Origin of the sequence: Variovorax nitratireducens (genome assembly GCF_051216545.1) — a bacterium.
GTDB lineage: Bacteria > Pseudomonadota > Gammaproteobacteria > Burkholderiales > Burkholderiaceae_C > Variovorax.
On record NZ_JBPJZO010000003.1, the window covers coordinates 482,225 to 501,934 of the forward strand.

Below are 19,710 nucleotides of genomic sequence, written 5' to 3' on the forward strand. Positions count from 1 at the left end.
TTGTAGCGGAGCGTAAGAGGCGGATTCAACGGCACGGAGCCTCTGCGCGCAGGTGCCACAGGCCCGCGCGCGACCCTATACTCGCCCACTTTTGCGCAACCATCACAGAGGGTCGTCGCCATGAGCATGCTGAAGGAATTTCGCGAGTTCGCGGTCAAGGGCAACGTGATCGACCTGGCTGTCGGTGTGATCATCGGCGCTGCCTTCGGCAAGATCGTCGACTCGCTGGTGACCGACATCATCATGCCGCTGGTCGGCCTGGTGTTTGGCAGACTCGACTTCTCGAACCTGTTCGTGGTGCTCGGCAGCGCGCCGGCCGGCGTCGCCAACAACCTGGCCGACCTCAAGAAGGCAGGCGTGCCCGTGCTGGCCTATGGCAGCTTCATCACCATCGCCGTCAACTTCGTGATCCTGGCCTTCATCATCTTCATGATGGTCAAGCAGATCAACAGGCTGCGCCACACCGAAGAGGCGGCTCCCGCAGCCCCGCCCGAAGACGTTGTGTTGCTGCGCGAGATTCGCGACAGCCTCAGGCGGCCCTGAAGTGCGGCGGGGCGGATAGCGCTCGCGCCATCCGGATCGCCGCCAGCAGGCTCGCCGGATCGGCGATTCCCCGGCCTGCGATGTCGAAGGCCGTGCCGTGGTCGGGGCTGGTGCGCACCAGTGGCAGCCCCAGCGTCACATTGACGCCCTGTTCGACGCCCAGGTATTTCACCGGGATCAGGCCCTGGTCGTGGTACATCGCGACCACCGCATCGAATTCGCCGGTGCGGGCCCGCATGAACACCGTGTCGGGCGCATAGGGCCCCAGGGCGTCGATGCCCTCGGCACGCGCCGCCGCAATCGCCGGCCCGATGATCTCGCGCTCCTCCGACCCGAACAAGCCGCCCTCGCCCGCATGCGGATTGAGACCGGCCACCGCGATCCGGGGCGCACGGCCGAGCGCCTTTCCCAATGCCTGCTGCGTGATGCGCAGCGTCTGCAGTACGCCATCGAAGGTGACCGCCTCGATCGCCTGGCGCAACGACAGGTGGATGCTGACCAGCACGGTACGCAACTCGTTGTTGGCCAGCATCATGCGAACCGGCATTTCGCCGGTCGGGCGGCCAAGGTGGGCCGCCGATTCCGCCTGCAGCAGTTCGGTGTGGCCGGGAAAGTCGAAGCCCGCCGCGTGCAGCGCCTCCTTGTGCAACGGTGCGGTCACGATTGCGGCCAGCTCACCGCGCAGCGCCGCACGCGCGGCCCAGATCACGGCGTCGCCAGCCGCACGGCCTGCGGCCGCGCTGATCCGGCCCACCACCACGCCCTGCGGTGGTGCAATCGCCTGCAAAACAGGCACGCAGCGGGGAGGCACGCCATCGAGTTGCTGCGGCGACTCGATCAGCGCGACCGGCAGTGCGGGTATTCCGGGCGCCGCCAGCGCCTGGCTGGCCTGGCGCAGGGTCTCGACGTCGCCGGCCACGAAGCAGCCGCGGGTGAGTCCGGTCTCGTCGCGAAACGCCTTGACGATGATCTCGGGCCCGATGCCGGCCGGGTCGCCGAGTGTGATGGCAACGGGATTCAAGCGGGGTTGTCGATGTCGATGAACTCGTGCTTCAGCCCGAGCTGCGCGGCCACGTGGGCGGCCACCGCCGGCGCACCATAGCGCTCGGTTGCGTGGTGGCCGCAGGCCAGGAAGGCCACGCCCATCTCGCGCGCGTAGTGCGCCTGCGGCTCCGAGATCTCGCCGGTGATGAACGCGTCGGCACCCGCGGCGATCGCGGCTTCGAAGTAGCCCTGCGCGCCGCCGGTGCACCAGGCGATGTTCTTGACAGGGCGATGCGCCGTGTCCAGCAGGGTCACTGGCCGTTTGAGCACCTTTTCCGCATGCGCGGCGAGGGCTGCGGCGCTGGCGAATCCCTGCCCGTCTTCGCGCCCGCCGAAAAATCCCAGTTCCTGTTCGCCGAAGCGCCCGGTCGACCCGGCCTGCGCCACCAGCCCGAGTTGCAGGCCGAACTGCGCGTTGTTGCCCAGTTCGGGATGCGCGTCCAGCGGCAGATGGTAGGCAAAAAGATTGACATCGTCACCGAGCAGCAGGCCGAGCCGCTGCCGCATCCAGCCCGTCACGCGCCCGTCCTGGCCGCGCCAGAACAAACCGTGGTGCACGAAGATGGCGTCGGCTTCGGCGTGAATCGCGGCTTCGATCAGCGCCCGGCTCGCAGTCACGCCCGACACGATCTTGCGCACCGTGGTGCGCCCCTCCACCTGCAGGCCGTTCGGGCCGTAGTCCTTGAAACGAGCGGGAGCCAGCAAGACATCGAAGGCAAGCAGCAGTTCGTGGCGTGTGGTGCTCATGCCGTGATTGTGGCCCCGGCGCGGACTGCTGGCGAGGCGCGTTGGGGGACAATGGCGGTTTGGCCGCGCAACCGGCATGGTCGCGCGCCCTGCAACCTTTTCTGCCCTTTTCATGAAACGCACCTGGCTGCTGTTTGCCCAAGCCGTCACCGTCCTGCTGGCGGCCTACTTTGTCGTCGCCACCTTGAAGCCCGAATGGCTGAGCGGGCGCACGACCTCGCTCGGCGGGGTGGTTTCGGTGATCGAAGCCCCCGCGACGGGTTCGACGTCGGCCGCACCCGGCAGCCTGAGCAGCGCGGCCAAGAAGGCCTCGCCGGCCGTGGTCAGCATCAACACCAGCAAGGCAGCGCAGCGCAACCCGCGCAGCAACGATCCGTGGTTTCGTTTCTTCTTCGGCGACCAGGCCGGCGAACAGCCGCAAGTGGGACTCGGCAGTGGCGTGATCGTCAGTGCCGACGGCTACATCCTCACCAACAACCACGTGGTCGAAGGCGCCGACGAGATCGAGGTGACGCTCAACGACAGCCGGCATGTGCGCGCCAAGGTGGTCGGCACCGACCCCGACACCGACCTCGCCGTGCTCAAGGTCGAGCTCGACAAGCTGCCCGTGATCACGCTCGGCAATTCGGATGCGCTGCAAGTGGGTGACCAGGTGCTCGCGATCGGCAACCCGTTCGGGGTCGGCCAGACCGTGACCAGTGGCATCGTCTCCGCGCTGGGCCGCAACCAACTCGGCATCAATACCTTCGAGAACTTCATCCAGACCGACGCCGCCATCAACCCCGGCAATTCGGGTGGCGCGCTTATCGACATCAGCGGCAACCTCGAGGGCATCAACACCGCGATCTATTCGCGCTCGGGCGGCAGCATGGGGATCGGTTTCGCCATTCCGGTGTCGACCGCCAAACAGGTGCTGGAAGACATCGTGCGTGACGGCAAGGTCACGCGCGGGTGGATCGGCGTGGAGCCGAGCGACCTGTCGCCCGAACTGGCCGAAACCTTCGGCGTGAAAGCCGACAAGGGCGTGATCATCACCGGCGTGCTGCAGGCCGGCCCGGCCGCCAAGGCCGGTATCCGGCCCGGCGACGTGATCACCGGCGTCGGCGCGAAGAAGATCGACAACGTGCAGGAGCTGTTGACCGCCGTGGCCGGTCTCAAGCCCGGCAGCGCCGCGCGCTTTGCGCTGCAGCGCGGCGGCGACAAGATGGAACTCGACGTGACTTCAGGTCTGCGGCCGAAAACGCCGATCCGCCGCGCGCCGTCGGCACCCGAGACCGAATAAGAGCCCGCTCAGGGCTTGGCGGAATCGGCGCTGGTGTCGGCGTCTTCGCCCGGCGCCTTGCTGTGCCGCACGAAATACTTCGCCGCGATGATGCCGATCTCGTAAAGCAGGCACATCGGGATCGCCAGCGCCAGTTGCGACACCACGTCAGGCGGCGTCAGCACCGCGGCGACGATGAACGCGACCACGATGAAGTAGCCGCGGAACTCGCGCAGCTTTTCGATGGTGACCATCTCGAAGCGCACCAGCAGCATCACCACGATCGGCACCTGGAACGCCACGCCGAACGCGATGTAGAGCGACAGGATCGCCTCCACGTACGACGAGATGTCGGGCGTCGCCGACACCGAGGCTGGCGTGAACTTCTGGATGAAGCCGAACATCTTGTCGAGCACGAAGAACTGCACGAACGCGATTCCGCCATAGGCCAGCATGCTGCCGAAGAAGATCAGCGGCAGAGCAAACCGCTTCTCGTGGCTGTAGAGCCCGGGCGCCACGAACATCCAGATCTGGTACATGAGCCACGGCAAGGCCAGCAGCACCGATGTCATGCCCAGCACCTTGAGCGGCACGAAGAACGGCGAGAACACGCCGATGGCGATCAACTTGGCATCCGCCGGCATGTGGGCGCGGATCGGCACCGCGATCAGGTCGATCAGCCCGCTCGGACCCGGCCAGATCGCCAGCAGTGCCGCCGCCACGGCCAGGCCATAGCAGCAGTAGAGCAGGCGGTCGCGCAACTCGACCAGGTGCTGCACGAAGGGCTGCTCCGTGCCTGCGAGCTCGTCTTCTTTTTTGTTGTTCGGGGATTCGGCCATGGGGGAAATTAATTGGCCGGTGCGAAGTCCGGCGCGCGAGGGCGCTCAGTAACCCGGTTTCAGTTGATCTTGTGGGGCCGGAAGCGTGCCACCCGCGCCGCGCCCGACAGCGCCTTGGTGCGCACCCCGTTGCGCGACTTGTACCACTGCGGCGTCGCGCCCTGCTTCAAACGCCAGTTCTTGCGCGGATGCTTGTACTCGGGGAAGGTGGGCGCGACATCCGACAAGGCGGTGTCCTTGAAGCTCTTTTCGATCGCGTTCGCCTCGTTGTGGATGCTGTGTTCCACATCGCGCGCCGCTTCTTCGACGGTGCTCTTCATCTTGCGAAGCTCGTCGAGCTCCATCGAGCGGTTGACCTCCGCCTTTACGTCGTTCACGTAGCGCTGCGCCTTGCCGAGCAAGGTGCCGACGGTTCGCGCCACGCGCGGCAGCTTTTCAGGCCCGATGACGATCAGCGCCACCACGCCGATCAGCGCCATCTTTTCGATGCCGAGGTCGAGCACGAGCGCTTAGGACTTCTGACGGGCTTCGACGTCGATCGTCGACTTGTCGGCGGCGGGGTTGCCGCTCACCTGCGCCGGCGGGGTGGTGGTCGAGGTGTCGGTGGTGCCACCGTCTTTCATGCCGTCCTTGAAACCCTTGACGGCGCCGCCGAGGTCACCGCCCATATTGCGCAGTTTTTTGGTGCCGAACACCATCACCACGATCAGCAGCACGATCAGCCAGTGCCAAATTGAAAATGAACCCATGGATGACTCCTGAAGAATGTATCGAATTTTAGTCGCGTGGCGAAGTCAGCCACGCAACCAGGGTCGGGGGCCGCCCATGACGTGAACATGGAGATGATGGACTTCCTGTCCACCCTCGGCGCCCGTATTCACCACCACGCGAAAACCGCCTGCGGGATACGGGTTGCAGCCGGCCTCGACGGCGAGCTTCGGCGCCAGCGTCATGATCTTGCCCATCAGCGCGGCGTCGTCGGGTGTCAGCTGCGCCATCGAGGGAATGTGGCGCTTCGGCACCAGCATGAAGTGCACCGGCGCCCAGGGCGCGATGTCGTGGAAGCCGAACAGCTCGTCGTCTTCGTACATCTTGCGCGAGGGAATCTTGCCCTCGACGATCTTGCAGAAAATGCAGCTCGGATCAGACGACATTGGCAGGCTCCATCGGTCGACCGGCGTTCATGCGAACCATACCCTTGATGATGCGATAGAGAAACCACAGCGAAATCAGCGCCCAGGCGATCCAGCCCGGCGCCAGCAGCAGCAGCCAGAGCGGCGAGGTCACCACGTACAGCACGCCGGCCCACAGCACCGAACGGATGCGCCAGCTGAAGTGCGAGGCCTGCCAGGTGCCGGCCGCGTCGTCGCGCTTGACGAGGTCGATGATCAGCGCAATCACCAGCAGTGCGATGGACGCCTGCGCGCCCGGCAGCACCGCACCGATCGCGACGACCAGATGCATGATGTAGCTGACCCAGCCGATCGTCTTGAGCGACTCGTTCGGCGTCACGTCGATGATTTCGTTGGCCATGGCTTTCCTTCCCGTTCAGTCGTTGGAAGCTTCGCGATCCTGCGCCTTGCGCAGGGCCTTTTCCTCGATGCCGCTGGTGCCCTCGCGGCGCTCCAGCTCGGCGATTACCTGGCGCGGCGTGAGCCCGTAGTGGGCCAGCGCCACCATGCTGTGGAACCACAAATCTGCCACTTCGTTCACTATTTTTGCAGGATCCCCGCCGTGGTCTGCGTCCTTCGCGGCCATCACCACCTCGGTGGCCTCCTCGCCGATTTTCTTCAGGAAAGCGTCGGGGCCCTTGTGCAAAAGGCGCGCCACGTAGCTCCTCTCGGGGTCGCCGCCGCGCGCCGGCAGGCGGGTCTCGATGATCGCCGCCAGGCGATCCAGGGCGTCGGTGCTCAGGGTGTCCGTCATGACTTGTAGATTGCCTCGGGGTCTTTCAAGACCGGTTCGACCACTGTCCACTGGCCGTTTTCGTATTTGCTGAAAAAACAGCTGTGCCGGCCGGTGTGGCAGGCGATGCCCGGCTCGTGGCCGAGCTGGCTCACCTTGAGCAGAACCACGTCGTTGTCGCAATCGAGCCGGATCTCGTGCACCGTCTGCACGTGGCCGGACTCCTCGCCCTTGAACCAGAGCTTGTCGCGCGACCGGCTGAAGTACACGGCCCGGCCCAGCTCGGCCGTCTTGGCGAGCGCATCCCGGTTCATCCAGGCGAACATCAGCACGTCATTGCTGCCCTGCTCCTGCGCGATCACCGGCACCAGGCCGCTCGCGTCCCATTTCACTTCGTCAAGCCAGTTCATCCGGCGATTGTCCGCTACAGGCGAACCGGAATGCCGCGCGCCGCCATGCGCGCCTTGGCCTCGCCCACCGTGTGCTCGCCATAGTGGAAGATGCTGGCAGCCAGCACCGCGTCGGCGCCGCCCTGCTGCACGCCATCGGCCAGGTGGTCGAGATTGCCGACGCCGCCCGAGGCGATCACCGGCACGCTGACCGCGTCGCTCACCGCGCGGGTCAATGCCAGGTCGAAACCGCTCTTGGTGCCGTCGCGATCCATGCTGGTCAGCAGGATCTCGCCGGCACCGCGGCGCACCATCTCGGTGGCCCAGCGTACCGCGTCAAGGCCGGTGTTCTTGCGGCCGCCGTGGCTGTAGACGTCCCAGCCCGGGCCGGCAGCCTTGCCGTCCGCACCGATGCGGGCCTCGTCTTCTGCCGTGCGGCGCTTGGCGTCGATGGCCACCACGATGCACTGGGCGCCGTACTTGTGCGAGGCCGCCTCAATCACCTGCGGGTCGGCGATGGCAGCCGAGTTGAAGCTGGTCTTGTCGGCGCCCGCATTGAGCAGCCGGCGCACGTCGGCCACGGTGCGCACGCCGCCGCCGACCGTGAGCGGAATGAACACCTGCGAAGCCACCGCTTCGATGATCGGCAGGATCAGGTCGCGCCCGTCGCTGGTGGCGGTGATGTCGAGGAAAGTGAGTTCGTCGGCGCCCTGTGCGTTGTAGCGCGCGGCAATTTCCACCGGGTCGCCGGCGTCGCGCAGTTCGAGAAAATTGACGCCCTTGACGACACGGCCGCCGGTGACGTCGAGGCAGGGAATGATGCGTTTGGCCAGCATGGGTGGGTTGTTCAAAGGACGGTGAGTTGTTGCCAGGCCTGCCATTGCGCGCCCGGCGCCAGCATCACGTTCTCGTCGATGCGTGCAGCCTCGACGCAGAGCATGTGGCGCCAGCCGTCGTCCGGCAGGTCGGCCAGTTTGGCGCTGAGCGCGGCGCCGGGGTTCCAGACCACGGTTTCGGTGCAAGCCGCGCTCTGGGCGATCTGCAAGGTGCCGGATGGCTGTACCAGTTTCAGCGGGCCCGACGGCGCGGCATAGACGCTGTCGAATTCGGCGTCGAAGCGCAAGGCTTCGGCCATCTCGACGTGGCGGTCGTCGCGCACCGCATCCCAGCGATTGGCGCCCTGAAGCCCTTCGAGCCGGGCCTGCGCGATGTCGTCGACGCGCAAGTAGCTGTGCAATGCCAGCGCAAAACTCATGGGCGCGCCGCCGGTGTTGGTCACGTCGATCGTCACCCGCAGCTGGCGCGGCGCCAGCGCCACCGTCAGCTGCAGGCGAAACGCGTGCGGCCAGAGGGTGCGCGTGGCTTCGTCGTCGCGCAGGGCCAGAGCGAGCTGCCCCTCCTTGCCGGGCACGATCTGCCACGGCAGATTGCGCGCAAAGCCGTGCTTGGGCAGCGCACCGCGCTGGTTGAACTGCGGCCAGCAGACCGGCACGCCGCCGCGGATCGCGCTGCGGCCATCGAACAGCGCATCGGGGCTCAGATAAATGCGCTCGACGCCGTCGGCCGTCGTCCACGAGAGCAGTTGCGCACCGTGCAGCGAGACAACCGCACGGCCGCCCTCCGGCAGGGTCAACGCCAGCGCCGGCTGGCCGCGGAATTCAAGTGACTGGGTCGGCATGGGGGTCGATTCTAGGGAGCGCGGCGCGGTCGAGTCGGAATAGGGAAGCCTTCAGCGCGCCTCAGCGCGCCGGCCAGGCCCAGTGCGGGATCTCGCTCATGTCGAGGTTGGCGAGGCGGGTTTCGCCGAGCCGCTTCTCCAGCACGATCGATTGCAGCGCCATGTCCCCGGCCGCTGCGTCGAGCGCCGCGATCAGCCGCGTCGCATGCGACACCACGATCACCTGGGAACCGCGCATGGGGTGCGCCGCCTGCACGATCAGCCGGCCGAGCGCCGGCAGCAGGTCGGGATGCAGGCTGGTTTCGGGCTCGTTCAGCACCAGCAGTTCGGGCGCGCGCGGCGTCAGGAGTGCGGCGATCCACAGCAGGTAGCGCAGGGTGCCATCCGACAGTTCGGCCGCACCCAGCGGCCGCAACAAGCCGTGCTGGTGCATCAGCACCTCGAAGCGGCCATCGGCATTGACCTGCACCTCGACGCGGGCGCCGGGGAAGGCGTCGTCCACCGCCCGGTCGAGCGCGTCGTCGTCGCCGATCTCGCGGATGGTTTGCAGCGCGGCCGCGAAATCGGCACCGTCGTTGGCCAGCACCGGCGTGCGGGTGCCGAGTTGCGGCCAGCGCGCAGGCGCATCGGCATCGGAACGGAAATGGTCGTAGAAGCGCCAGCCGCGCATCTGCTCGCGCAAGGTGAGCATCTCGGGCGCGCCGCGCGGGTCGGCGTACTCGGTCATCATGCTGGCGAAGGCCGGCACGGGCCGCTCCAGCGCCTGCCAGCCGCCGCTGTAGCCACGCGTGCGCAGCGCGGCGCCCTTTCGGTCGACAAGTTGCGTGGCGGGTCGCAGCACCGGGCCGCTCCAGATCGCCTCGCGCTTGATCTCGGGGTCGCGAGAAAAGGCCGAAGGCGGTATCGGTGGCGGCAGACCGATGTCGATGGCATAGCCGAAGTCAGCGGGCTCGCAGCCGGCAAAGCCGAGCCGCAAGCTTACCGGCTCGCTGCGCACGGTGCCCTCTACCGGCGCCTCGCCGCGCAGCATGGCGGCCGAGAATCGCTCGGGCCCGGCCCAGAGCGTGGAAGAGAGCCCGCCTTCGCGCACCAGCGAGCGGATGACGCCGCCCTGCGCAATCTCGGCCAGCAGCCGGAGCGCACGGTAGACGCTGGACTTGCCGCTGCCGTTGGGCCCGGTGACCACGGTGAGCCGGCCGAGCGGTACGGTCAGCTGGCGCAGCGACCGGTAGTTGGCAATGGCCAGCGCGGAAAGCACGCGCTGGGGCGCCTACTGCGTGTTCGCGAGTTCGTCGGCCCTGGCCTGGGCTGCGGCGAAGTCGAGGTCGCCCGAATAGATCGCGCGGCCGCAGATCACGCCTTCGATGCCGTCCGATTCGACCGCGCAGAGGCGTTCGATGTCCGCCATGTTCGACAGGCCGCCCGATGCGATCACCGGGATCGTGAGCGCCTGCGCGAGCTTGACGGTGGCCTCGATGTTGATGCCCGACAACATGCCGTCACGGCCGATGTCGGTGTAGATGATCGATTCGACGCCGTAGTCCTCGAACTTCTTGCCGAGGTCGCCTACCTCGTGGCCGGTGAGCTTGCTCCAGCCGTCGGTCGCGACCTTGCCGTCTTTCGCGTCAAGTCCGACGATGATGTGGCCGCCGAATGCGCTGCACGCGTCTTTCAGGAAGCCCGGGTTCTTGACCGCGGCGGTGCCGATGATCACGTAGCGCAAGCCGTCGTCGATGTAGCGCTCGATCGTGTCGAGGTCGCGGATGCCGCCGCCGAGCTGCACCGGGATGTCGTCGCCCACCGCGCGCAGGATCGCCTTGATGGCAGCGTGGTTCTGCGGCTTGCCGGCGAAGGCGCCGTTCAGGTCGACCAGGTGCAACCGACGCGCGCCGGCTTCAAGCCACTTGAGCGCCATCGCGGCCGGGTCTTCACTGAAGATGGTGGACTGGTCCATGTCGCCCTGCTTGAGGCGAACGCAGTGACCGTCCTTGAGATCGATGGCGGGAATCAACAGCATGGCGAGGCAAGGCAACCCGGAGGCGGCTTTAAGGGTTCCAGTGGAGAAAATTGCGGTAGAGCTGCAACCCGTGCTCCGAACTCTTTTCAGGATGGAACTGGGTTGCAAAAATATTATCGCGCGCGATCGCTGCAGTGAACGGCGCGCCGTAGTCGGTTTCGCCCACGCTGTGCTTCGCGTCGGCGGGCCGCGCGTAGAAGCTGTGCACGAAATAGAAGTAGCTGCTGTCGGGAACGCCCGCCCACACTGGGTGCGGCCGGGCCTGCCGAACCTGGTTCCAGCCCATCTGCGGCACCTTGTAGCGGCTGCCGTCGGGCTGCATGCGCCCCGCGAGCTCGAACTTGACCACCTGGCCCGGAATCAGCCCGAGGCCGTCCGTCGGTCCCTCGTCGCTGGCCGACAGCAGCATCTGCATCCCGACACAGACGCCGAATAGCGGCTTGTTCGCAGCGGCTTCGAGCACCGATTCCTGCAGACCCGAATCGCGCAGCTCGCGCATGCAGTCGGGCATCGCGCCCTGCCCCGGCAGCACCACGCGCGTGGCCTTGCGCACCACGTCGGGGTCGGACGTGACGAACACCTGCACGCCAACCTGGTCGGCCGCATGCTGCACCGCCTGCGACACCGAGCGCAGGTTGCCCATGCCGTAGTCGACGACCGCGACAGTGTTATTTGTCAGAGGGAGCCCTTCGTCGATGGAATGACGCCCGCCGAACGCGGATCGAGCTCGAGCGCGCCGCGCAACGCGCGGGCAAAGGCCTTGAACACCGTCTCGCACTGGTGGTGCGCGTTCACGCCCTTCAGGTTGTCGATGTGCAGCGTGACGAAGGCGTGGTTCGCGAAGCCCTGGAAGAATTCGTAGGTGAGCTGGCTGTCGAAGGTGCCGATCATCCCGCTGGTGAACGGGACGTGCATCTCAAGGCCTGGGCGCCCGGAGAAGTCGATCACGACGCGCGACAGCGCCTCGTCGAGCGGTACATAGGCATGGCCGTAGCGGCGGATGCCCTTTTTGTCGCCGACGGCGCGGGCTACCGCCTGGCCCAGCGTGATGCCGACGTCTTCCACGGTGTGATGGCCATCGATGTGCAGGTCGCCCTGGCAGTCGATCTCGAGGTCGATCAGCCCGTGGCGGGCGATCTGGTCGAGCATGTGGTCGAAGAAGCCGATGCCGGTGGCGAGCCGCGCCCGTCCGGTGCCGTCGAGGTTGACGCTGACGGTGATTTTCGTTTCGGCAGTGTTGCGCGTGACCGAGGCCGTGCGCGCGCCGGCCGCAACGACTGCTTCAGGTGCCGTGGGGGTGTTCATAGGGAGTCTTGGAGCGCCGCGAGCATCTGCGCATTTTCGTCGGCCGTTCCGACGGTCAGGCGCAGGCAGTTCGCCAGCAGTTCGTGCATTTTAGAAACGTTCTTCACCAGCACGCCGCGCGCCCGGAGTCCGTCAAAGGCCTTTGTGGCATCCGGAACACGCACCAGCACCATGTTGGCGTCGCTGGGCCAGACCTGGAGGCCTGGCAGCTGTGCCAGTCCGGCCAGCAGTTTCGCGCGTTCGGCGCGGATGGCCTCGGCCTGCGCTTCGAATACCGCGGCATGCTCCAGTGCGAACAGCGCGCACTCGCAGTTCAGCACGCTGATGTTGTAGGGCGGCCGCACCTTGTCGACCTCGGCGATCAGCGCAGCGGGCCCCATAAGGTAGCCCAGCCGCACACCGGCCAGGCCGAACTTGCTGAGCGTGCGCATCAGGAGCACGTGGCGATGGCGCTGGATGCGGTCGATGTAGCTGCGCGCCGCGAAGGGCTGGTAGGCCTCGTCCATCACGACCAGGCCGCCCTGCGCGCCCTGCGCTTCGACGATCTGCTCGATGACCGTGTCGTCCCACAGGTTGGCGGTCGGGTTGTTCGGGTACGCAAGGTAGACGATGGCCGGCTTGTCGCGCGTGATGGCCGCCAGCATCGCGGCGCCGTCGAGTTCGAAGTCGGCGGTCAGCGGCACGCCGGTGAACTTCAGGCCTTGCAACTGCGCGCTCATCGCATACATCACGAAACCCGGCACCGGCGCCAGGACGCCGGCCCCCGGCAGGTCGCAGGCCATCGCGAGCAGCGAGATCAGTTCGTCGGAGCCGTTGCCCAGCATCAGCGCGAAGCCTTCGGGCATCCGTGCATGCGCGGCCAGTGCGCGCTTGAGGTCGTTGCCGCGGTCGCCCGGGTAGCGATTGAGCGCCAGCGCGCCGAGACGCGCACCGAGTTCGGCCTGCAACGCGAGCGGCAAACCGTGCGGGTTCTCCATCGCATCGAGCTTGAGCAGGCCGCGTGCGTCCTGTACGGCGTAAGCGTGCATCGACTGCACGTCGGCGCGGATGCGGCCCAGCGCGGGGTTGGCGGGAGCGGTCGTGTCGGCAGCGTTCATAAAAAGAAGAAACGGGTCAGCGGGTGCAACGGAAGCTGTTTTGCAGTGCGCCCGACATCACGAGCTGCACCGGCATGTCGGCCTCGTAGCTGCTGGCATTGCGCGCGAGTTCGCCCTGGTAGAGCGAGCGGGCCATCGCCGGTTCGAGTCTGCGACCTTCGATGCAGAACAGCGGCTTCTGGCCGGTGCGCTTCTCCGCTTCGCTGGCTTCGCGCAGGCCTTCCATCACGCCGACCAGGTAATAGCTGGCGTAGGCCTTCCCGTCTTTCTCGTTGGCTTCGAGCGTGCGCAGTTCGCGGATGGTCATGGCCTGGGCAGAGGCGCAAGCGGCTGCCACGGCGAGCAAGCAAATGACACGGTTCATGCCAGGGATTCTTGCTTGATCCGCAGCCGTGCGGCTTCGGCGTGCGCCTGCAGGCCCTCGCCTTCGGCCAGCGTAACCGCGATGGGGCCGAGCACTTGAGCGCCGGCTTCGCTGACCTCGATCAGGCTCGAGCGCTTCTGGAAGTCGTAGACACCGAGCGGCGAGCTGAAGCGCGCCGTGCCGCTGGTCGGCAGCACGTGGTTCGGGCCGGCGCAGTAGTCGCCCAGGCTCTCGCTCGTGAAGGCGCCGAGGAAGATCGCGCCGGCATGCTTGAGCAGCGGTTCCCAGCGGTGTGGGTCACTGCTGCTGACTTCCAGGTGCTCCGGCGCGATGCGGTTGCTGATCTCGCAGGCCTCTTCCATGCTGCGGGTGTGGATCAGTGCGCCGCGGCCGTTGAGCGAGGCTGCGATGATTTCGGCGCGCGGCATGGTGGGCAGCAAGCGGTCGATTTCGGCCTGCACACGGTCGATGTAGGCCGCGTCGGGGCACAGCAGGATGCTCTGCGCGAGTTCGTCGTGCTCGGCCTGACTGAACAGATCCATCGCCACCCAGTCGGGCGGCGTGCTGCCGTCGGCCAGCACCAGGATTTCGCTCGGGCCAGCGATCATGTCGATGCCGACCGTACCGAACACGCGGCGCTTGGCCGCGGCCACGTAGGCGTTGCCGGGACCGGTGATCTTGTTGACCGGCGGCACGGTCTCGGTGCCATAGGCGAGCGCGGCCACGGCCTGCGCGCCGCCGATGGTGAACACGCGCGTGACACCGGCGATGTAGGCGGCCGCCAGCACCATCGCATTTTTTTCGCCGCGCGGCGTGGGCACGACCATGATGATTTCGCCGACGCCCGCCACGTGGGCCGGCAATGCGTTCATGAGCACCGACGACGGGTACGTTGCCTTGCCACCCGGCACGTAGATGCCGACGCGGTCGAGCGGCGTGACCTTCTGGCCCAGCAGCGTGCCGTCGGCATCGCGGTAGCTCCAGCTTTCGCCCGAGGCCTTCTTCTGCGCCTCGTGGTAGCTGCGCACCCGGCGGGCGGCCGCGTCGAGCGCGTCGCGCTGCGCCGCGGGCAAGCCGTCGAAGGCGGCTTTGAGCGCGTCTTGCGTGAGTTCCAGATCCGCAACCGCAGTGGCATTCAGGCCGTCGAAGCGGTTGGTGTACTCGAGCACTGCCGCATCGCCGCGCTTCTGCACATCGGCCAGGATGTCGGCCACCACCTGCTCGATCGCCGCGTCGGCCTCGGCCGACCAATGCAGCCGCGCCTTGAACGCGGCCTCGAAGCCGGCGGAAGCGGTCGACAAGCGGACGGGGACGGCTTTCAGTGTCATGGTGTCAGGATTGCGGAATGGCGGATGCGAAGGCGTCGATGATGCGGCGGATCGGCTCGCGTTTGAGCTTGAGCGCGGCCTGGTTCACCACCAGGCGGGCGCTGATGTCCATGATGCGTTCGACCTCCACCAGATGGTTGGCCTTGAGCGTGTTGCCGGTCGAGACGATGTCGACGATGGCATCGGCCAGCCCGGTCAGCGGCGCGAGTTCCATGCTGCCGTAGAGCTTGATCAGGTCGACGTGCACGCCCTTGGTGGCGAAGAAGTCGCGCGCGATGGCGACGAACTTGGTCGCAATCTTGAGCCGCGCGCCCTGGCGCACCGCGTAGGCGTAGTCGAAATCGGCGCGCGCCGCCACGCTCATGCGGCAGGCCGCGATTTTCAGGTCGAGCGGCAGATAGAGGCCTGCCGTGCCGTGCTCGAGCATGGTGTCGAGCCCGGTCACGCCGAGATCGGCGCCGCCCCACTGCACGTAGGTTGGCACGTCCGACGGACGCACCAGCAGCACGCGCACATCGGGCTGCGTGGTCGGCAGGATCAGCTTGCGTGATTTTTCGGGGTCTTCGGTCACCTCGATGCCGGCAGCGGCGAGCAGCGGCAGGGTCTCGTCGAAGATCCGGCCTTTGGACAGAGCGATCGTGATCATCAAAGTGAATCCATCAGGGGAACGTCCATTTGGGGAACGCCGCGGAAACGGCTTTGCCGGGCCGCTGGCGTTGCCCCCTTGCAGGGGGTTGGCGAAGCGACACAAAGTGCGCGAAGCCTGGGGGTGAGCCTCATACGACCCGCTCGATGTCGGCACCGATGCCGCGCAGCTTCGCTTCCATGCGGTCGTAGCCGCGGTCCAGGTGGTAGATGCGGTCGACCAGCGTCTCGCCATCGGCCACGAGGCCCGCAATCACGAGGCTCGCCGAAGCGCGCAGGTCAGTCGCCATCACGGTGGCCCCCGAAAGCTGCGGCACGCCTTCGACCACCGCCACCTTGCCGTCGGTCTGGATGCGGGCGCCCAGGCGCAACATCTCGTCGACGTGCATGAAGCGGTTCTCGAAGATGGTTTCGGTCACGGTCGAGGTGCCATGCGAAATCGCGTTGAGCGCCATGAACTGGGCTTGCATGTCAGTCGGGAAACCGGGGTATTCGGTGGTGCGGAAGCTCTGGGCCTTGAGCCGGCCTGCCGACTTCACGTGCACCCCGCCCTCCACGGCCGTCACCGTGGCGCCCGCTTCGCGCAGCTTCTCGACCACTGCATCCATGTGGTCGGCACGGCCATGCCGCAGCAACACGTCGCCTCCGGCCGCGGCCACGGCACACAGGAAGGTACCGGCCTCGATCCGATCCGCCACCACCTGGTGCTTGCAGCCGTGCAGGCGCTCCACGCCCTGGATGCGGATGCGGCTGGTGCCATGGCCTTCGATCTTCGCGCCCATGGCGATCAGCATCTCCGCCAGGTCGGGAATCTCGGGCTCCTGGGCCGCGTTCTCGAGCACGGTCTCGCCTTCGGCCAGCGCCGCGGCCATCAGAAAGTTTTCGGTGCCGGTGACGGTGACCATGTCGGTGGTGATGCGCGCGCCATGCAGCCGTTTGGCGCCGCTGCGCAGCCCGGCCACCATGTAGCCATGCTCGACCGTGATCTCGGCGCCCATCGCCTGCAGGCCCTTGATGTGCTGGTCGACCGGCCGCGACCCGATCGCGCAGCCGCCCGGCAGCGAAACCCGCGCACGGCCGAAGCGCGCGAGCAGCGGGCCCAGCGCGAGCACCGAGGCGCGCATGGTCTTGACCAGTTCGTAAGGCGCCTCCGGGTTGCTGAGCGCACCGGCATCGATGTTCACCGTGCCGTTGTCGTCGCGCTTGGCAGTCACGCCCATGTTGCGCACCAGCTGCAGCATGGTCGCCACGTCCTGCAGGCGCGGCACGTTGTGCAGCGTGACCGGCTCGGCCGTCAGCAGTGCCGCGCAGAGCTCGGGCAAGGCGGCGTTCTTGGCGCCCGAAATCAACACCTCGCCGCGGAGCATGCGCCCGCCGCGAATCAACAATTTGTCCATCTGAAGTCCAGCGAGTGGTGGTGGCCGAAGGGGCCGCTTGTTATTTTTCCGCCGCTGCCCATTCGGCAGGGGTGTACGTCTTCATCGACAGTGCATGCACCTCGTCGGTATGCATTTTCGCACCCAGGGTCGCGTAGACCTTCTGGTGTCGCCGGATCGCGCGCTGGCCCTCGAACTCGGCCGAGACGATGGTGGCATACCAGTGCCGCCCATCGCCCTCGAGTGCGATGTGCTCGCACGGCAGCCCGGTGGCGATGATGGCTTTAAGTTCTTCAGCGGTCATAGAAGTACGAATTCATCGGGGAAACACCGCGGAACCGGCTCCGCCGGTCCGCCGGTGTTGCCCCCGGAAGGGGGTTGGCGAAGCGACACGAAGTGCGCGAAGACTGGGGGCGAACCACATTCACCCGCGAATCTTGTAGCCGATGCGCAGCAAGTGCACGGCAATGGCACTGACGGCCAGCCAGGCCGTGCCGACGATGCCGAGGCTCAACCAGGGCGAGGCATCGCTGATGCCGAAGAAGCCGTAGCGGAAGCCGTCGATCATGTAGAAGAAGGGGTTCAGGTGGCTCACGGTCTGCCAGAACGGCGGCAACGAGCCGATCGAATAGAACACGCCCGACAAGAAGGTCATGGGCATGATCAGGAAGTTCTGGAATACCGCCATCTGGTCGAACTTTTCGGCCCAGAGCCCCGCGATGAGGCCCAGCGTGCCGAGCATGGCCGCCCCCAGAAACGCGAATACGACGATCCACAGCGGCGCCACAAAACCCGGCATCGCGAAGAACACGGTGACGACGAACACGCCGAGCCCGACCGCCAGCCCCCGGATTACCGACGAGCCCACGTACGCCAGGAACCAGCCCCAATGCGACAGCGGCGTGAGCAGCACGAACACCAGGCTGCCCATGATCTTGCTCTGGATGATCGACGACGAGCTATTGGCAAAAGCGTTCTGCAGCACGCTCATCATCACCAGCCCCGGCACCAGAAACGCGGTGTAGCTCACCGTGCCGTACACCTTCACATGGTCTTCGAGCACATGGCCGAACACCAGCAGGTACAGCACGGCCGTCAGCACCGGCGCACCGACGGTCTGGAAGCCGACCTTCCAGAAGCGCAGCGTTTCCTTGTAGAGCAGCGCATGCCAGCCGGTGACATTGATCATCGGGCGACCTCCAGCGGCGTCTGTTCACCCGCCATGAGGTCGAGGAACACGTCCTCGAGATCGGCCTTGCGCATTTCGACATCTTCCACCGCCACGCCGGCTTCGCGGATCGACGCCAGCAGTTGTTCCACTTCAAGCGCATTGCGCGCGGGCAACTGCACGATGCGGCCCGTGATGCGGGCGTTCTGCGCAATGGCCCAGGGCAGATTGGCATCGGTCTTGAAGCGCAGCACATTGCTTGCGGCCGAACTCAGCAAGGCGCTGGTGCTGTCGAGCGCGATCACGCGACCCTGTTTCAGCATCGCGATGCGGTTGCACAGCGCCTCGGCTTCTTCCAAGTAGTGCGTGGTCAGCAGCACGGTGCTGCCCTGCTTGTTGAGTTTGGCGACGAACTGCCAGAGCGTTTGACGCAGTTCAACGTCGACGCCCGCAGTCGGCTCGTCGAGCACGATCACCGGCGGTTTGTGCACCAGCGCCTGCGCCACCAGCACACGCCGCTTCATGCCGCCGGAGAGCTGGCGCATGTTGGCCGTGGCCTTGTCGGTGAGCCCCAGGCTGTGCAGCAGTTCGTCGATCCAGGCATCGTTGTTCTTGATGCCGAAGTAGCCCGACTGGATGCGCAGCGACTCGCGCACGTTGAAAAACGGGTCGAACACCAGCTCCTGCGGCACGATGCCGAGCTGACGCCGGGCCTCGGCATAGTCGCGCTGCACATCGAAGCCATGCACGCTGATGGCGCCGGCCGTGGGCCGCGAAAGGCCGGCGAGCATGCTGATCAGGGTGGTCTTGCCGGCGCCGTTGGGGCCGAGCAGGCCGAAGAATTCACCCTCTTCGATCTGGAAGCTCACCTCGTCGACCGCGCGCAAGCCCGGCTTGCCGAGGGAGCGTTGCTGACGTGTGGGGGGATAGGTCTTGCAGACCGACTGGAACGAGATCGCGGGCATGGGAGCCCACGATTTTATGCGGCGCCGGGTTTTCTAGGGCGCGGCGGGCAAAAGGCCTGCGACACCGTACAGCGCAGCAAGCTCGCGCAGCCGCGGCGGCAGGCCCTTGACCGCAAAGCCGCGGCCCGCCGAACTGGCCTCGCGGCGGCACTCGAGCAGCACCGCGATGGCCGATGAATCGAACTGGGTCAGCGCACTTGCGTCGACCACCGTGGACGACTCCGACGCTGCCGCCAGCCCCTGTTGCAGCATGCGCAGGCAGGCCGGGGCATCATCGTGCAGCAGTCGGGTCGGCAATACGAGCATCTCAGCCTCTGGCATTGCCCTTGTTGCGCGCGGCCAGCGTAGCGATCAGGCCGTCGATGCCTTTGGTATTGATCTCCTGCGAAAACTGGGTGCGGTAGGTATCGACCAGCCAGACGCCGAGCACGTTCAGGTTGTAGATCTTCCAGCCGGCGCCTTCGCCGGGCGTCTTTTCGAGCCGGTAGTCGAGTTGCACCGGATCGCCATTGCCCTTGATTTCGGTTCGGACCAGCACTTCCTTGTCATCGGCAGAGCCCCGGAACGGACGCACCGTGACGGTCTGGTCGGTCACCTGATCGAGCGCGCCGGCGTAGGTACGCACCAGCAGGATCTTGAACTCGTCCTGCAGGCGCTTTTGCTGCTCCGGCGTGGCCTGGCGCCAGGCCGGGCCGACTGCCGACGCCGTCATGCGCTGAAAGTTGAGGTTTGGCATGACCTTGGTGTCGACCAGCACCATGATCTTGCTGATGTCGCCGGCCTTGATCGACTTGTCGGCACGGATGGTGTCGAGCACGTCGCCCGAAATCCGCTTGACCAACGCGTCGGGTGCTTCGTCAGCCGCGCGTGCGGGGCTGACGAAAACAGCAGCGGCACTGAACAGCAGCGCGCCGGCCAATGCGAGACGGCCCAGCGAGCGGCGTTGCAGGATCTGGTTCATTGAATAAGTCCTTCCAATCAAAAACAAAATGGGCCTTCGGGCCCTAACGTGTCAGAGCAGCGCCCGGGGGACACGGTT

General features: G+C 66.3%; 27 protein-coding genes. 2 read left to right on the plus strand and 25 right to left on the minus strand.

Translation table 11 applies throughout. The annotated features are described in order from the left end of the window. Positions 1-120 precede the first annotated feature (120 nt). Complete coding sequence (gene mscL / locus ACSFA8_RS11490) at positions 121-543, plus strand: large conductance mechanosensitive channel protein MscL (RefSeq protein WP_435479628.1); 423 nt, start codon at positions 121-123, stop codon at positions 541-543. Here mscL and pdxA read toward each other — a convergent pair. Further along, positions 530-1,564 (minus strand): 4-hydroxythreonine-4-phosphate dehydrogenase PdxA, encoded by a 1,035-nt coding sequence (pdxA, locus tag ACSFA8_RS11495; RefSeq protein WP_435479629.1) that lies wholly within the window; start codon positions 1,562-1,564, stop codon positions 530-532. The two genes, mscL and pdxA, sit on opposite strands and share 14 nt — an antisense overlap. After that, complete coding sequence (locus ACSFA8_RS11500; RefSeq protein ID WP_435479630.1) at positions 1,561-2,334, minus strand: Nif3-like dinuclear metal center hexameric protein; 774 nt, start codon at positions 2,332-2,334, stop codon at positions 1,561-1,563. The genes pdxA and ACSFA8_RS11500 overlap by 4 nt, the downstream gene beginning before the upstream one ends. Before the next feature lie 112 nt (positions 2,335-2,446). Here ACSFA8_RS11500 and ACSFA8_RS11505 point away from each other — a divergent pair, with 112 nt between their 5' ends. Then, positions 2,447-3,616: a Do family serine endopeptidase gene (locus ACSFA8_RS11505; RefSeq protein ID WP_435479631.1), complete on the plus strand. Its 1,170-nt coding sequence runs from the start codon at positions 2,447-2,449 to the stop codon at positions 3,614-3,616. A gap of 8 nt (positions 3,617-3,624) precedes the next feature. Here ACSFA8_RS11505 and tatC read toward each other — a convergent pair whose 3' ends face one another. The 23 genes from tatC to ACSFA8_RS11620 all read right to left on the minus strand — a co-directional run bounded on the left by tatC (position 3,625) and on the right by ACSFA8_RS11620 (position 19,632). Then, positions 3,625-4,434, minus strand: a complete 810-nt coding sequence (gene tatC / locus ACSFA8_RS11510; protein ID WP_435479632.1) for a twin-arginine translocase subunit TatC — start codon at positions 4,432-4,434, stop codon at positions 3,625-3,627. Positions 4,435-4,493: 59 nt separating this feature from the next. Beyond that, positions 4,494-4,937, minus strand: a complete 444-nt coding sequence (tatB, locus tag ACSFA8_RS11515) for a Sec-independent protein translocase protein TatB (protein ID WP_435479633.1) — start codon at positions 4,935-4,937, stop codon at positions 4,494-4,496. A gap of 6 nt (positions 4,938-4,943) precedes the next feature. After that, the gene (gene tatA / locus ACSFA8_RS11520) at positions 4,944-5,183 is read right to left on the minus strand and encodes a Sec-independent protein translocase subunit TatA (RefSeq protein ID WP_435479634.1); all 240 of its coding nucleotides are present in this window, start codon (positions 5,181-5,183) and stop codon (positions 4,944-4,946) included. Between the two features lie 45 nt (positions 5,184-5,228). Then, positions 5,229-5,588 carry a histidine triad nucleotide-binding protein gene (locus ACSFA8_RS11525; protein WP_435479635.1) on the minus strand — a complete coding sequence of 120 codons (360 nt, stop codon included), beginning with the start codon at positions 5,586-5,588 and terminating at the stop codon, positions 5,229-5,231. Continuing rightward, a complete protein-coding gene (locus tag ACSFA8_RS11530) occupies positions 5,578-5,967 on the minus strand; it encodes a DUF4870 family protein (protein ID WP_435479636.1) in 390 nt (129 codons plus the stop codon). Before ACSFA8_RS11530 ends, ACSFA8_RS11525 begins: the two co-directional genes overlap by 11 nt. Positions 5,968-5,982: 15 nt before the next feature. Then, complete coding sequence (locus ACSFA8_RS11535) at positions 5,983-6,360, minus strand: phosphoribosyl-ATP diphosphatase (protein ID WP_435479637.1); 378 nt, start codon at positions 6,358-6,360, stop codon at positions 5,983-5,985. After that, complete coding sequence (hisI, locus tag ACSFA8_RS11540; RefSeq protein ID WP_435479638.1) at positions 6,357-6,749, minus strand: phosphoribosyl-AMP cyclohydrolase; 393 nt, start codon at positions 6,747-6,749, stop codon at positions 6,357-6,359. Before hisI ends, ACSFA8_RS11535 begins: the two co-directional genes overlap by 4 nt. A 14-nt stretch (positions 6,750-6,763) precedes the next feature. Next, positions 6,764-7,564 carry an imidazole glycerol phosphate synthase subunit HisF gene (gene hisF, locus ACSFA8_RS11545; RefSeq protein WP_435479639.1) on the minus strand — a complete coding sequence of 267 codons (801 nt, stop codon included), beginning with the start codon at positions 7,562-7,564 and terminating at the stop codon, positions 6,764-6,766. An 11-nt stretch (positions 7,565-7,575) separates the two neighbouring features. Further along, positions 7,576-8,406: a D-hexose-6-phosphate mutarotase gene (locus tag ACSFA8_RS11550; protein WP_435479640.1), complete on the minus strand. Its 831-nt coding sequence runs from the start codon at positions 8,404-8,406 to the stop codon at positions 7,576-7,578. Positions 8,407-8,467: 61 nt separating this feature from the next. After that, a complete protein-coding gene (locus tag ACSFA8_RS11555) occupies positions 8,468-9,664 on the minus strand; it encodes an AAA family ATPase (RefSeq protein WP_435479641.1) in 1,197 nt (398 codons plus the stop codon). 12 nt (positions 9,665-9,676) lie between these two features. Next, positions 9,677-10,423, minus strand: a complete 747-nt coding sequence (hisA, locus tag ACSFA8_RS11560; protein ID WP_435479642.1) for a 1-(5-phosphoribosyl)-5-[(5-phosphoribosylamino)methylideneamino]imidazole-4-carboxamide isomerase — start codon at positions 10,421-10,423, stop codon at positions 9,677-9,679. 28 nt (positions 10,424-10,451) lie between these two features. Continuing rightward, positions 10,452-11,102 carry an imidazole glycerol phosphate synthase subunit HisH gene (gene hisH, locus ACSFA8_RS11565; RefSeq protein ID WP_435479767.1) on the minus strand — a complete coding sequence of 217 codons (651 nt, stop codon included), beginning with the start codon at positions 11,100-11,102 and terminating at the stop codon, positions 10,452-10,454. After that, on the minus strand, positions 11,099-11,728 hold the full coding sequence (hisB, locus tag ACSFA8_RS11570) for an imidazoleglycerol-phosphate dehydratase HisB (RefSeq protein WP_286541896.1): 630 nt from the start codon (positions 11,726-11,728) through the stop codon (positions 11,099-11,101). Before hisB ends, hisH begins: the two co-directional genes overlap by 4 nt. Beyond that, positions 11,725-12,825, minus strand: coding sequence for a histidinol-phosphate transaminase (gene hisC / locus ACSFA8_RS11575; protein WP_435479643.1), 1,101 nt, complete (start codon positions 12,823-12,825; stop codon positions 11,725-11,727). The genes hisB and hisC overlap by 4 nt, the downstream gene beginning before the upstream one ends. Positions 12,826-12,841: 16 nt before the next feature. Further along, on the minus strand, positions 12,842-13,189 hold the full coding sequence (locus ACSFA8_RS11580; protein WP_435479644.1) for a hypothetical protein: 348 nt from the start codon (positions 13,187-13,189) through the stop codon (positions 12,842-12,844). After that, on the minus strand, positions 13,186-14,517 hold the full coding sequence (gene hisD, locus ACSFA8_RS11585; RefSeq protein WP_435479645.1) for a histidinol dehydrogenase: 1,332 nt from the start codon (positions 14,515-14,517) through the stop codon (positions 13,186-13,188). Before hisD ends, ACSFA8_RS11580 begins: the two co-directional genes overlap by 4 nt. 4 nt (positions 14,518-14,521) lie before the next feature. Next, positions 14,522-15,163: an ATP phosphoribosyltransferase gene (gene hisG / locus ACSFA8_RS11590; protein WP_435479646.1), complete on the minus strand. Its 642-nt coding sequence runs from the start codon at positions 15,161-15,163 to the stop codon at positions 14,522-14,524. 130 nt (positions 15,164-15,293) lie between these two features. Beyond that, positions 15,294-16,559: a UDP-N-acetylglucosamine 1-carboxyvinyltransferase gene (gene murA / locus ACSFA8_RS11595; protein ID WP_435479647.1), complete on the minus strand. Its 1,266-nt coding sequence runs from the start codon at positions 16,557-16,559 to the stop codon at positions 15,294-15,296. 40 nt (positions 16,560-16,599) lie between these two features. Further along, positions 16,600-16,842, minus strand: a complete 243-nt coding sequence (locus tag ACSFA8_RS11600; protein WP_435479648.1) for a BolA family protein — start codon at positions 16,840-16,842, stop codon at positions 16,600-16,602. A 120-nt stretch (positions 16,843-16,962) separates the two neighbouring features. Then, positions 16,963-17,727 carry an ABC transporter permease gene (locus ACSFA8_RS11605; protein ID WP_435479649.1) on the minus strand — a complete coding sequence of 255 codons (765 nt, stop codon included), beginning with the start codon at positions 17,725-17,727 and terminating at the stop codon, positions 16,963-16,965. Next, positions 17,724-18,671: an ABC transporter ATP-binding protein gene (locus ACSFA8_RS11610; RefSeq protein WP_435479650.1), complete on the minus strand. Its 948-nt coding sequence runs from the start codon at positions 18,669-18,671 to the stop codon at positions 17,724-17,726. The genes ACSFA8_RS11605 and ACSFA8_RS11610 overlap by 4 nt, the downstream gene beginning before the upstream one ends. Before the next feature lie 33 nt (positions 18,672-18,704). Beyond that, on the minus strand, positions 18,705-18,977 hold the full coding sequence (locus tag ACSFA8_RS11615) for an STAS domain-containing protein (protein WP_286622998.1): 273 nt from the start codon (positions 18,975-18,977) through the stop codon (positions 18,705-18,707). A gap of 1 nt (position 18,978) precedes the next feature. Next, on the minus strand, positions 18,979-19,632 hold the full coding sequence (locus ACSFA8_RS11620; RefSeq protein ID WP_435479651.1) for an MlaC/ttg2D family ABC transporter substrate-binding protein: 654 nt from the start codon (positions 19,630-19,632) through the stop codon (positions 18,979-18,981). Positions 19,633-19,710: the final 78 nt, after the last annotated feature.